14 protein-coding genes and 1 riboswitch are annotated in these 12385 nt (G+C 60.6%); of the genes, 5 read left to right on the top strand and 9 right to left on the bottom strand.

Annotated elements, in window-relative coordinates; all coding sequences use genetic code 11:
- The first annotated feature begins 2 nt into the window (after positions 1 to 2).
- The gene (locus ACU680_RS25000) at positions 3 to 1046 is read left to right on the top strand and encodes an LLM class flavin-dependent oxidoreductase (RefSeq protein WP_448180804.1); all 1044 of its coding nucleotides are present in this window, start codon (positions 3 to 5) and stop codon (positions 1044 to 1046) included.
- Between the two features lie 93 nt (positions 1047 to 1139).
- Here ACU680_RS25000 and ACU680_RS24995 read toward each other — a convergent pair whose 3' ends face one another.
- From ACU680_RS24995 to ACU680_RS24985, 3 genes are all read right to left on the bottom strand, one after another.
- Complete coding sequence (locus ACU680_RS24995) at positions 1140 to 1448, bottom strand: hypothetical protein (protein WP_367084240.1); 309 nt, start codon at positions 1446 to 1448, stop codon at positions 1140 to 1142.
- Between the two features lie 69 nt (positions 1449 to 1517).
- Positions 1518 to 2099: a hypothetical protein gene (locus ACU680_RS24990; protein WP_367084239.1), complete on the bottom strand. Its 582-nt coding sequence runs from the start codon at positions 2097 to 2099 to the stop codon at positions 1518 to 1520.
- Positions 2100 to 2191: 92 nt separating this feature from the next.
- Positions 2192 to 2641 carry a winged helix-turn-helix transcriptional regulator gene (locus tag ACU680_RS24985; protein WP_448180803.1) on the bottom strand — a complete coding sequence of 150 codons (450 nt, stop codon included), beginning with the start codon at positions 2639 to 2641 and terminating at the stop codon, positions 2192 to 2194.
- Between the two features lie 188 nt (positions 2642 to 2829).
- On the opposite strand from ACU680_RS24985, the gene ACU680_RS24980 reads away from it, so the two are divergent.
- On the top strand, positions 2830 to 3648 hold the full coding sequence (locus ACU680_RS24980) for an alpha/beta fold hydrolase (RefSeq protein ID WP_367084238.1): 819 nt from the start codon (positions 2830 to 2832) through the stop codon (positions 3646 to 3648).
- 30 nt (positions 3649 to 3678) lie between these two features.
- Here ACU680_RS24980 and ACU680_RS24975 read toward each other — a convergent pair whose 3' ends face one another.
- From ACU680_RS24975 to ACU680_RS24955, 5 genes are read right to left on the bottom strand one after another with little or no spacing between them, the layout of a single operon-like run.
- Complete coding sequence (locus tag ACU680_RS24975) at positions 3679 to 5706, bottom strand: LTA synthase family protein (RefSeq protein WP_448180802.1); 2028 nt, start codon at positions 5704 to 5706, stop codon at positions 3679 to 3681.
- Positions 5707 to 5728: 22 nt separating this feature from the next.
- Entirely contained in the window at positions 5729 to 6340 is a 612-nt protein-coding gene (locus tag ACU680_RS24970) for a hypothetical protein (RefSeq protein WP_367084236.1), read from the bottom strand.
- Positions 6340 to 7635, bottom strand: a complete 1296-nt coding sequence (locus ACU680_RS24965) for a sialidase family protein (RefSeq protein WP_448180801.1) — start codon at positions 7633 to 7635, stop codon at positions 6340 to 6342. Before ACU680_RS24965 ends, ACU680_RS24970 begins: the two co-directional genes overlap by 1 nt.
- A 51-nt stretch (positions 7636 to 7686) precedes the next feature.
- Positions 7687 to 8232: a cytochrome b/b6 domain-containing protein gene (locus ACU680_RS24960; RefSeq protein ID WP_367084234.1), complete on the bottom strand. Its 546-nt coding sequence runs from the start codon at positions 8230 to 8232 to the stop codon at positions 7687 to 7689.
- Positions 8232 to 8498: a PepSY domain-containing protein gene (locus ACU680_RS24955; protein ID WP_007960465.1), complete on the bottom strand. Its 267-nt coding sequence runs from the start codon at positions 8496 to 8498 to the stop codon at positions 8232 to 8234. Before ACU680_RS24955 ends, ACU680_RS24960 begins: the two co-directional genes overlap by 1 nt.
- Before the next feature lie 168 nt (positions 8499 to 8666).
- Between ACU680_RS24955 and ACU680_RS24950 the strand changes: the two genes are divergently transcribed.
- From ACU680_RS24950 to mntP, 3 genes are all read left to right on the top strand, one after another.
- Positions 8667 to 9329 (top strand): response regulator, encoded by a 663-nt coding sequence (locus ACU680_RS24950; protein ID WP_448180800.1) that lies wholly within the window; start codon positions 8667 to 8669, stop codon positions 9327 to 9329.
- Complete coding sequence (locus ACU680_RS24945; protein WP_448180799.1) at positions 9326 to 10696, top strand: ATP-binding protein; 1371 nt, start codon at positions 9326 to 9328, stop codon at positions 10694 to 10696. Before ACU680_RS24950 ends, ACU680_RS24945 begins: the two co-directional genes overlap by 4 nt.
- Positions 10697 to 10919: 223 nt before the next feature.
- A riboswitch (yybP-ykoY riboswitch) is annotated at positions 10920 to 11090 on the top strand.
- Positions 11091 to 11098: 8 nt separating this feature from the next.
- Positions 11099 to 11662 carry a manganese efflux pump MntP gene (mntP, locus tag ACU680_RS24940; protein ID WP_448180798.1) on the top strand — a complete coding sequence of 188 codons (564 nt, stop codon included), beginning with the start codon at positions 11099 to 11101 and terminating at the stop codon, positions 11660 to 11662.
- Position 11663: 1 nt separating this feature from the next.
- Here the strand turns inward: mntP and ACU680_RS24935 are convergent, their stop codons facing one another.
- The gene (locus ACU680_RS24935) at positions 11664 to 12377 is read right to left on the bottom strand and encodes a DUF72 domain-containing protein (RefSeq protein WP_448180797.1); all 714 of its coding nucleotides are present in this window, start codon (positions 12375 to 12377) and stop codon (positions 11664 to 11666) included.
- Positions 12378 to 12385: the final 8 nt, after the last annotated feature.

Genomic DNA, 12385 nt, shown 5'->3' with positions numbered 1-12385 from the left:
TCATGAAATTTTCCCTGTTCATCCACATGGAACGCTGGGACGAAAGCGTCAGCCACCGCCAACTGTTCGAAGACCTGACCGAACTGACCCTGATGGCCGAGGCCGGTGGTTTCAGCACCGTGTGGATCGGCGAACACCACGCGATGGAATACACCATCTCGCCGAGCCCGATGCCGCTGCTGGCCTACCTCGCCGCCAAAACCACCACCATTCACCTCGGCGCCGGCACCATCATCGCGCCGTTCTGGCACCCGCTGCGGGTGGCCGGTGAATGCGCGCTGCTCGACGTGATCAGCAACGGACGCATGGAAGTCGGCTTGGCGCGCGGCGCCTATCAGGTCGAATTCGATCGCATGGCCGGCGGCATGCCCGCCTCCAGCGGCGGCCAGGCCCTGCGCGAAATGGTCCCGGTGGTCCGCGCCCTGTGGCAAGGCGACTACGCCCACGACGGCGACATCTGGAAATTCCCGACCTCAACCAGCGTGCCGAAACCGATCCAGAAGCCGAACCCACCGATGTGGATCGCCGCCCGCGATCCGGATTCGCACAATTTCGCCGTGGCCAACGGCTGCAACGTGATGGTCACGCCGTTGATGAAAGGCGACGAAGAAGTCCTCGACCTGAAGAACAAGTTCCAGACCGCGCTGGACAACAACCCCGACGTGCCGCGTCCGCAACTGATGGTGCTGCGCCACACCCATGTGCACTCGCCTGACGATCCGGACGGCTGGAAAGTCGGTGCAAAGGCCATCTCGCGTTTCTACCGCACCTTCGATGCCTGGTTCGGCAACAAGGAAGTACCGGTCAACGGCTTCCTCGCTCCGAGTCCGGAAGAGAAGTTTGCCGGGCGTCCGGAGTTTGAGCTGGAGAGCCTGCACAAGACGGCAATGATTGGTACGCCGGAAGAGATTATTCCGCGCATCAAGTATTACCAGGAACTGGGGGTGGATGAGTTCAGTTTCTGGTGTGACAACAGCTTGCCGCATGCAGAGAAGAAGAAATCGCTGGAGTTGTTTATCAGGGATGTGGTGCCGGCGTTTCGCTGAGCGACTTGTAAAAAAAACCGGGCATCAGCCCGGTTTTTTGATAGGTATATCCAAAACAGTTCGAATATCAAAGAAAACTTTTCAATCAACAGTTCAATACCGATAATCCGAAAAGAAAAATAGCGCATACAAAAAGAGTGCAAAAACTGCTAATGCCGCCCGCCCCGCGGGGTCAGCATCCGGGCCTAATCCACCGGGTGCAATGGCAACCGTTGCCCCTCTTGAATAGTTATAAACACCTTGAGCAAACCATAACTGAACAGCAAGTACCGTAAAAAAACGCCCCCAGCTGCCATTGAATTGAAAGTAGCCATTGAGTAGTGCTGCGAGCAATAGCCCTATCCCCACCCAATCACGGTATTTGAACAGCCAGTTGATTCTTGATTTACCTGTTACAGGCATCGACAGTTCCTTTAACGATATTGCCCCAAACGTCCTACGCGCCCAAAAAACTGGAAACTCTAACTGCGGTCACAGATATGGTTCATTCGAGCGGGACCCGCCCACCTCATCATTGAAATAATCATGAAACGCGTCAATGATTGCGTCCAAAGTGCCATCGCGACCTTTAAGGGCTTGAAACTCTTTGGAACTGATCAAGTTACGCCCTACGCCCTCAGAAAATTTTAACTGGGCATTGGCCTTACTCAGAGCCAGCACACCAAACTCTTCGTAAGCGCTTTCAAACAATAGCCAATCAAAACCCAGATTACCGACGATCATCGGATAATCCGCAGTGCCTTTGAAAAAATCCCGAAAGCCAGAATTCAAGACTTCGATACCTTCATCGACATTGTTCCCATCGAAAAGGTAGCACAAGCCAGAAGGTGCGCTGAACAAGGCGAATACGTCTGTCGAGAAAACTTCATAGTTCAAGCAAACCAATTCACTGAGAACATCAGTAGTACTTAGCATTGGCCTTTCAAAAAAATAATACTCAAGCCCTGAATCAAGAAAGACCATCGCAGGAAGATCTTTCTCCAAATCAAGGTGATTCGCTAACGCTGCCGTTATCCGATTCACTTCTTTAAATTCAACTTTTAACAGGCTCATTTACTCAATCTTGAATCGGATTTTGACAGTCGGGTTTGTAACAGGGATTGAACAATCGATGCGGTTGCGGTTTTCCGAGGTTAATCCTTGGTTCAGTGCGCAACGCCCAACTTCGTCGCCACGTCCTGCGGTGCCAGCAGGCGGCCATCCGCTGAACGCAATTCAAGTTTGCTGATCGGCTGACGCTGCTGCGTATCAACCATCACCGAACCCGGCTCACCCGGCGCATACAAATGCTCGCCACCCCACTGCGACAGCGCAACAATCACCGTCTGCAAGGCCTTGCCGCGTTCGGTCAGCACGTATTCCTTATAGGCACCGCCATCGGCGGCCGGCACGGTTTGCAGAATCCCCTGCTCGACCAGGGCCTTGAGCCGGGCGCTGAGCATGTTCTTGGCGATATCCAGATTCTTCTGAAAATCGCTGAAGCGGCGGATGCCCTCCAGCGCATCGCGGATGATCAGCAGCGACCACCAGTCGCCGATCAGGTCCAGCGTACGGGCGACCGGGCAGGCATTGCCGTGCAGGCTTTTGCGCTTCACAGGGTGTTTCTCCATCAAACCAGCGTGTGGTTGCATCTTACAACTGTGACGCTGGAAAAGAACCTCGCCGCCCGGCCCGGCAATTCAGCACTTGCGTACAAGTGACCGCCGCGATTTGCGCCGATAGTGATGGGCGGCCATTGCGGCATCCGGCCTTCCCGAACGATTGCCCACAGCAAGGAGTTTCCATGAGCACATTCACTACCGATGACGGCACACAGATCTATTTCAAGGACTGGGGCAGCGGCAAACCCGTGTTGTTCAGCCATGGCTGGCCGCTGGATGCCGACATGTGGGAATACCAGATGGAATATCTGAGCAGTCGCGGCTACCGCACGATTGCCTTCGACCGCCGTGGTTTCGGGCGCTCCGATCAACCATGGACCGGCTACGACTACGACACCTTCGCCGATGACATCGCGCAACTGATCAACCACCTCGACCTGCGCGACGTCACACTGGTCGGCTTCTCCATGGGCGGCGGCGACGTCAGCCGCTACATCGCCCGCCACGGCAGCGAGCGCGTTGCCGGGCTGGTGCTGCTCGGGGCGGTGACGCCGCTGTTCGGCAAGAAGGCCGACTACCCGCAGGGCGTCGACACCTCGGTGTTCGACGGGATCAAGGCCGGCCTGCTCAAGGATCGCGCGCAGTTCATCGCTGATTTCGCCGCGCCGTTCTACGGCACCAATCAGGGCCAGAAAGTCTCCGACGGCGTGCTCACGCAAACCCTGAACGTCGCCCTGCTCGCTTCGCTGAAAGGCACCGTGGATTGCGTCACCGCGTTCTCTGAAACCGACTTCCGCCCGGACATGGCGAAGATCGACGTGCCGACCCTGGTGATCCACGGTGACGGCGATCAGATCGTGCCGTTCGAAACCACCGGCAAACAGGCGGCGGCGTTGATCGAGGGCGCCGAGCTGAAAGTCTACGCCGGGGCACCGCACGGTTTTGCCGTGACGCACACCGAAGCGCTGAATGAAGACCTGCTGGCGTTCCTGAACCGCTAAAAACGCTGCGCTGACCAGGCGCCCACCCGGTCAGCGCACGTTGCGGTACAGCATCAGCCGCGCGCTCTCGTGCAACCCCCGCGTCAGCTCCACCAGGCGCTGGAATTCCTCGGGGTTTTGCCCGGCGACGTTATCCAGCGGGGTCTTCGACGCCAGGTCATGCAAGGTCGGCGAGCTGCCGTCATGCTGCATCTGCAGGAGGAAATCCTTGGTCACCCCGCCAATCACCGGGAACGTGCCCTCACGCAGCACCAGCGGCACCACGCGCTCACCTTCCGGCGCCGGTTGCTGGACATCGCGGCCCATTGCGCCATTGCTGAACGGCACGCCGGCCATCCCCGCCACTGTCGGCAGCAAATCCGTCAGCCCCACCGCTTGCTCGATGACCTTCGGCGCCAGCAGCCCCGGGGCGTGAATCAGCATCGGCACATGGTTGCTCTCCAGCCCCAGTTGCTCGAACGCCGGCGGCATGTGCGGGATCTGGCTGATGCGCGTGTTGTGGTCGCCGAAAAACACAAAAATCGTGTTGTCGTAATAGCCGCCGGCCTTGGCCAATTCCATTAATTTGCCGATATTGAAATCCAGCAGGCGCACCGCATTGTATTGCTCGACGCTACGTGACCCGGCGGCCTGCACCTGTTCCAGCGACAGGTTGCTGACCTCGAAGCCGTCGTTGTCCTTGGGGATGGTGAATGGCCGATGGTTGCCCGAGGTTTGCACGTAGGCGAAGAACGGTCGGTCCTTGGGCAGGTCGCGCAGGATGCGGTCGCTCTCCTTGAACAGATCCAGATCGGAAATCCCCCACACGTCCACCAGCGGCGAACGCCAGTCGCTTTCCTGATACAGGCGCACGCCATCGATGCTCTGCTGGATCAGCGCATTGATATTGGCCCAACCGGCATTGCCGCCGATCATGTAGAGCTTCTGGTAATCGGTGAAGGCGTTGATCAGTGTGTGCTGGCGGGTGATCAGCGGATGGCGCGTCGCAGTCTCGCGGCGCGTCACGTCGGGCACGCCAGTGATGCTCGCCCACACGGTTTTCGCGGTGCCGGTGACTGGCACATAGAAGTGCTTGAAAAACCAGCTTTGGGTCGCCAGTTGATCGAGGTTCGGCGTCGGGTTCAGCGGATTGCCGTAGGCGCCGACGGCGCTGGTGCCCAGTGATTCGAGCATGACGAACATCACATTCGGCGCGCCCGGCAGCCGATACGGCTGCACGGCTTGCTGCCGCTCGAAACTCAGGCTTTGCGGATCCGGTCGATCCACGTCCAGATAGCGGGCAATCACTGGATAGTGCTCGCGCACCTGCTGCTCATCGAATTGCGCCTGCCCGGTTTTCAACGTGTCGTAGAGGAACAACACCGGGTTCAGGCCGACAGCGGCGATCTGCGCGTCACCGGAGAAGAACGCATCGCTCCAGCGCAGCGGCACCGGGTTTTCCAGATTGAGATTGTCGACCCGACCGAGCAGCGCCAGCAGCACCACGACCACGCTTAGCCCGGTGCCGAATGCCAGCGACGGACGCCGGATAACCTTAGCTTCACGGGCCAGCGTCAGCCGTTCCAGCTGCAAAAGTCCGTAGAAGCAGACGCCCAGCACCGCCAACCAGCCGAGCGCGATCCACAGCACCGGATAGGTTTCCCAAACCATCTGTTGTGAGATTTGCGCATCTTCCAGATAACGCAGCACCGTGGCGTTGATCCGCACGCCGAGGTAGGCGTAATGACCGAAATCGATGATGTACAGCAGGCCTACCGTACCGAGCGCCAGCAGCCAGTAAACCCTTACGACCACGCGCAACCCCGGCAGCCGCGTGAGGTTCCAGCGCGGCACCCAGGCCAGCAGCGCCAATGGCAGGATCAGCAACACGGCGAGGCGCAGGTCGAAGCGCAAACCGATACCGAGGGTTTCGCGCAGTGCCGGGTTGTCGACGAACTCGCTGGGCGCGATCCCGGAAAACCCCAGCACGAACACCAGCCGGAGCACGGCAAACAACAAGAACGCCAAACCTGCCGCACCCACGCCGTAGCGCAGGCGTCGCGATTGCAACCAGCCCATCATTGACCTCAGTGTTGTTGGTTCAGATAGAAGATGTCGTGCTTGTCGACTCTGGCCGCAGCAAACGCCAGACCTCGCGCAGGCACAGCGTGGTGCCGGCCACCAGGCAGTACCCCACCAGCAGCGGATCGATCAGGTAATCCCAGTAGTTTTCCGAAGCTTTGAGCCGCAGCGCAAAGGCCAGCGTTGCCAACGCGAGCATCCACACCGCCAGCGCATTGCCCAGCCACAACAGCGCCAGAGTCAGCACACCGATGCAGACGATCAGTGGCCGGGGATTGAAGCCCCAGCGGTACGGATCGACATACGTCAGGCCCATCGTCGCCGGATACAGCAGCGCGGCCAGCACGACGAACAGCACCAGCACCTGAACCCGCGCCGACAGCGACTGCTGGTTGACCACACCGAGCCGCACAAGACTGGCCCAGCCGAGCAACACCAATGTGGTGATCGCCAGATCGTCGGTAAAGCTGCGCAGATACGCCGCCACCGGCAGATCGTTGAGCGGAATGAAACTGACCGCCGCCAGCGCCGGCAACAGCCACGGACGCCAGCGTTGTGTGCAGTGCAGGGAACCGAGCAGGACAAAACCCAGCAGGATAAAGGTCAAATGGGCTTGCCAGAGAGACAGCATCACAGGCGCTCCGCCAGCCACGCTTCATTGAAGCTGACATGTTTGATGAAGGTGTTATTCCACGAATACACCAGGTGATAGAGGCCATCGCTGCCGCGACTGAAGTACGGATACTCGTACTCGAAATCACAACCCTGCGGCTTGCACACCCGGTAATCCAGATTGCTCAGAAAGCGTTGCTCCAGCGGCAAACGCCGGGCACCGCTGGAAGCACGAAAACCTTCGCCGATGATCGCCTTGTAGGCTTCGGGGGCGAACGGCTGGCCGAGCGGATCGGGCGACTGATCGAGCTCGATCACGTTGCGCCAGTGGTTCAGATTGGCATCGGTGCCATACAGGCTGAGCTTGAAGCGCCCGTCCTGCAGATCATTCAGCGCTACCAGCAGGCCGTTGTCGCCGGTGCCCACTGCCGCCAGTGATGAATTGGGATTGGCCGGCTCCAGCGGATACGGCTCGCTCCAGGTCTGGCCGGCGTCCTCGGTGCGGCTGGCCAACACCCGATGATGGGTGTCGCCGGCATAACGCAGCATGGCCACGGCACGTTTTCCGTCCAGCGGCACAATGGTCGGCTGCAACGAATGCTTGCCACGGCTGATACGGAATTTGTCGATCACCGCGCCGTCTGCGCTCAGGTACAGGTACTCGGCGAACTTGCCCATGAACTCGTGATACACCGGCAGACCGATCGAGCCGTCGGCATGGAACACCGGCGCGGCGCGCACCAGCGTGCTGATGTTGAAAAACGGTGAGGTAATCAACTGCCGTGGCGCCGACCAGTTACGCCCGAAATCATCCGAGACCATCACGTTGATCGCACTGGTGGCCCAGCCGCCCACAGACACCGAAACATAGAACATCCACAGACGTTGATCCGGCGCCAGGGCGATCACCGGATTGCCCAGTTTGCGGATGTAGCGACGGGTGCCGTCGCGGGTCGATTCGCGGGTGGCCAGCACCTGCTCGGCGCCCCACTCCGCGCTGTCGGCGTCGTAGCGTGCAGTGCGGATCTGCACGTCGGCAGCGCCCTCACGGGAACCGGCAAACCACACCGCCATCAGGTCGCCGCCCGGCAGCGCGGTCACCGACGACGAGTGCACGAAATCATTCAATTGCGAGGAGACGAAGCGACTGCTGTACAGCGGCTCCGGTGCCTGCAGCGAAGCATCGACCGGCGGCGTCGCCACGGCAAACGGCGCCAGCACATGAGCCGGATGACTGCGCCAGGCACCAAAGAAAACCAGGCTCACGGCCAGTCCGCCGAGGACAAATTTCAAGCGATCGGGAAGCGCACGCATAGTGGACTCACGGCAAAAACAGGATGGAGGGCAATCGACAAAACATCCCTGTCAGCGCGGCGGATCGTCCGGCAAGCGCCGTCGGCGTCCGGTGAGCATCGACAACGGCAAGTTGTCTCGCAGCAGAAAACTCTCGAACAGCGCGGCGGCGATGTGCAGACACACCAGCACCAGCAAGCTGTCGACGGCGGTCTCGTGCACCTGCAACGGCCAATCGGAGCCCCACAAGGCGTCGACCTCTTCCATGGCCCAGCCGCTCAAACCGGCGATAAACATCGCCAGCAACATCAACAGCATCACCAGCGCACCCATCGGCGAATGCCCGAGGCGATGCTCGGGACGTCCGCGAATCAAGGATCGCGCATGGGCGACCAGCCGCGTCGGCGTCGGCCAGAAATCCGCCCAACGCGCACTGCGCGGCCCGACGAAGCCCCATACCAGCCGCACCAGCAGCCAGCCCATGGCGTAATAGCCGAGCCAGACATGCCAAGCGTCACCGGCTTCATTGAAGAAGTAATTGGCGACGAAGACGCCCGCGATGGACAGATGAAACAGCCGCACCACGGGGTCCCACAGGCGCACGGAGGCGCTCGGCATCAGCCCTTGATCTCGGTTTTCACCGCTTTGCCGCTGACCGGGTCGTGGTAGATTTCGACCTTGCGCTTGTCCTTGTCGAAGCCGTAGATCTCGTAGCAGTTGCCGTCGGTGACCTTGAACTTGCTGATCTCGTAGCCCTGGGCTTTAAGCTGCTCCTGAAAGGCTTTCTGGTCTTGCCATTGCGAGCGTTCGGCGGTGGTGCATTGCGGGCCGGCGACGGCCAGCGGGCTGGCAACGATGAGGGACAACAGCAGAAGTTTGCGCATGGAAACACTCTCGCTCGATGAGGAAGGCCTCACTGTGCAAAAGCAACCTTAGTCGAAGCTTAGTTGGCAACGAGTCGTTACATCTTTCCCGTCGGGTCAGCTGCCACGGCCCGCTGCACAGCGGCATGATGCGGCCCTCACCCGCCGTGTTTCCCAAGAGAATCCGCTATGCGTCTACTGCTGGTCGAAGATGATCGCGCCCTCGGCCAGGGCATTCGCGTTGCCCTCGGCAGCGAAGGCTATACGCTCGACTGGTTGCAGGATGGGGTCAGCGCCCTGCACGCCCTGCGCAGTGAGAGCTTCGACTTGCTGCTGCTCGACCTCGGCTTGCCCCGGCTCGACGGCCTCGCGCTGCTGCAACGCTTGCGTGGCGAGCAGCAGGACTTGCCGGTGCTGATCCTCACCGCCCGCGACGGCACCGCCGAACGCATTGCCGGGCTGGATGCCGGCGCCGACGACTACCTGATCAAACCGTTCGACGTCGATGAACTGAAAGCGCGGATTCGCGCATTGCTGCGCCGCAGTCAGGGCCGTGCGCAGCCGGTACTTGAACATGCCGGCGTGTGCCTCGATCCGGTCACGCAGCAGGTCACCTGGCGCGGCACCGACGTGGTGGTGACGCCGATGGAGTATCAACTGCTGCATCAACTGATGGCCCGCCCAGGCAAAGTCGTCACCCGCGAACGCCTGTCCCGGGCGTTGTACGGCTGGCAGGAACGGGTCGAGAGCAATACCCTCGAAGTGCTGATCCACAATCTGCGCAAAAAACTCGCAAGCGAGTTGATCCGCACCGTGCGCGGCGTCGGTTATGTGCTGGAGCTCAAACCATGATTTCCATCCGTGCGCGGATTCTGGTGCCGGTGCTGATTCTGGTATTGATCGGCGACCTGCTGATCAGTTGGCTGGTGCTGCGCGACAGTCACCATGAAATCGAAGAAGTCTACGATGCCCAACTGGCGCAAAGCGCACGCCTGCTGCAAGGCGTGCTGGCCCAGCGCGCACCCGGCGACAACGACTGGAGCCGGCTCTATCAGGCCTTCGACGAAGCCATGAGCCGCGTCGGCGACGGCGAGGCCGCGCACCCTTACGAAACCCGTCTGACCTTTCAGGTGTGGCGCAGCGACGGGCAGTTGCTGGTGCGCTCGGCCGAAGCGCCGGAGCTTGCCGCACCGCCCACTACCCTCGGCTCGCATGACCTGATGGAGAATGGCCGCGACTGGTGCGCGTTTCTGCTCAAGGATTCGCAACAAGGGCTGCTGATCTGGGTCGGTGAGCGTGACGACATCCGCCAGGATCTGATCGAACGCATCGTCGGCCACACCGTCTGGCCGAGCCTGATCGGCGTCCCGCTGCTGGCCGCGCTGATCTGGCTGACCATCGGCTGGGGCCTGCAACCGTTGCGCGCCATGGCGCAGAGCATTCGCGGCCGTGACACCGAGACCCTGAAACCGCTGCACCTCAGCCCCCTGCCCCACGATCTGGAGCCGATGCAAACCGCGCTCAATCGTCTGCTGCAACAGATCGACAATCTGCTGGCGCGTGAGCGGCGCTTCATTGCCGACGCTGCCCATGAGCTGCGCACACCGCTGGCGATTCTGCGGATCCACGCGCAAAACGCGCAACTGGCGGCGACCCCGCAACAACGCGAAGAGGCGCTGGAATATCTGGTCAGTGCGGTGGATCGGGCGACGCGCATCGCCAGTCAGTTGCTGACCATGGCGCGCATCGAACCGCACCTGGCCAACCCCGAAACCCGCACTGTGGAACTGACCGAGCTGGTGCGCGAAGAACTCGCCGAACTGGCACCGCTGGCCATGGAAAAAGACGTCGAATTGATCCTCGACAGCGACCACCACTGCCCGGTCGACACCGACCCGGTCGCCCTCGCCATCGCCTTGCAGAACCTGGTGACCAACGCCCTGAATTTCGCCCCGCCGGGCAGCGAGGTACGGGTTCAGGTGCAACCGCAGGCGGGCGGCGCGGTGTACATCAGCGTCGAGGACGCCGGCCCCGGTATCAACGAGCAGGAATACGCGCGGCTGTTCGAGCGTTTTTACAGCCACGGCCACAGTAACGGCGCCGGACTGGGGCTGGCGATCGTGCAAATGATCGTCAGCAAGATCGGCAGCACGTTGCAGCTGTACAACCGGCCGCAGGGCGGGTTGTGTGCGCAATTGCGGATCAATGAGGAGCGCTGAGCTGACAAGTTCGAGCGTAACTCCGTGTGAAGATATCTGTGGCGAGGGAGCTTGTCGAATCGTCGCACCGTCCCGCTGGACTGCGCAGCAGGCCTTCTGCTGTTCGACAAAAGAAGGGCCGCTTCGCGACCCGGCGGGAGCAAGCTCCCTCGCCACAGAGTGTTGTGTTTATTGATCGCCTCGATGCTTTTGACAAAATTTTCATGCTTACCCCAATAACATTCGCAGCCTCGTTGGGGAGTAGCCTGTTTCCGAGTCCCTCGGAAGCGTCCGTATCAACATTCTCGGCAACACGCCGTGGTACGGACACCTTTTGGTTGGTGAGACCGACGACACATCCATGCCTAATGTCGGGCGTGTGGTTGTGTCGTTGACTCATAGCCCGACTGGAAGTGTGCCCCCGTGAATCCTGTTTCCCTCATATCCCTCGCTCTGGCCATGTCCACGGACGCGTTCGCCGCGGCCATCGGCAAAGGCTCCAGCCTGCACAAACCACGTCTGAGCGAAGCCCTGCGCACCGGCCTGATCTTTGGCGTGATCGAAGCCATCACCCCGATCATCGGCTGGCTGATCGGCCAGGCCGCCACCCGTTGGGTCGCCGAATGGGACCACTGGATCGCTTTCACGCTGCTGGTCATCCTCGGTCTGCACATGATCTACAACGGTCTGAAGCACGAAGACGAGGAAGAAGAAAAACCCGGCCAGCACTCGTTCCTGATTCTGGCGGTCACCGCGTTCGCCACCAGCATTGACGCCCTCGCGGTCGGCGTCGGTCTGGCGTTTGTCGACGTGAATATCTGGGTGGCGGCAGCGGCGATCGGCGTGGCAACCATGACCATGGTGACCATCGGCGTGATGCTCGGCCGGGTGCTCGGTGCGGTGGTCGGCAAGCGTGCGGAAATCGTCGGTGGCGTGGTGCTGATGATCGTCGGCGCGACCATTCTGTACGAGCACTTGTCGGCCTGAGTCAGATCTGGACAAGCGCCGCCAGTGTCATCGCGTTGCCCAACGCGGCGCCACTGGCGGTGTTGTCGAAGATGCACCAGACGCTGGCCCCCTCCGCAGCGCAGGCCTTCATGTCCTGCGCCAGCCGTTGCAGACAAGGCAACTCATAAGCACTGTGATAAATCCGTGGTGAGCCGTGCAGCCGCCAATAGCGCACACCCGGCCAGCCCTGCGCCGAACCGTCGGTACTGATCCGCGACGGATCGACCACGACTTGGGCAATCCTATACGCCTGCAACATCGGCGCAGCCGCCACCCACGATTCATGCCGTGGTTCAAACACCACGTCACCGTCGAAGCGTTGGCGCAACGCCACGAAAAACGCCTCTGCGCTTGCCGGCTCAAACACAAGCGACGGCGGCAGTTGCACCAGCAAACACCCCAACCGGTCAGCCAGTCCCTCGCACTGCCCGAGGAACTCATCCAGCGGCTGATCACTTTCGCGCAAGCGCAACTCATGGGTGATCAACTTCGGCATCTTCACCGAAAACTGAAACCCGGGCGGCACCGAATCCGCCCAGCGTGCATAGGTTTGACGCCGATGCGGACGATAAAACGAGCTGTTGATTTCCACGCAGTCGAACCGCGCCGCATAACGCTGCAGATGCGTGCCCTCGGCCGGAAACTCTGGCCAGTATTCACGCCCCAGACTCCAGCCTGCGCAACCGATGAACATCAAAAAAG

This window comes from Pseudomonas sp. LF020 (genome assembly GCF_053456425.1).
Note: the sequence above shows the minus strand (reverse complement) of the source record. Positions and strands in the feature narration are given on the sequence as shown.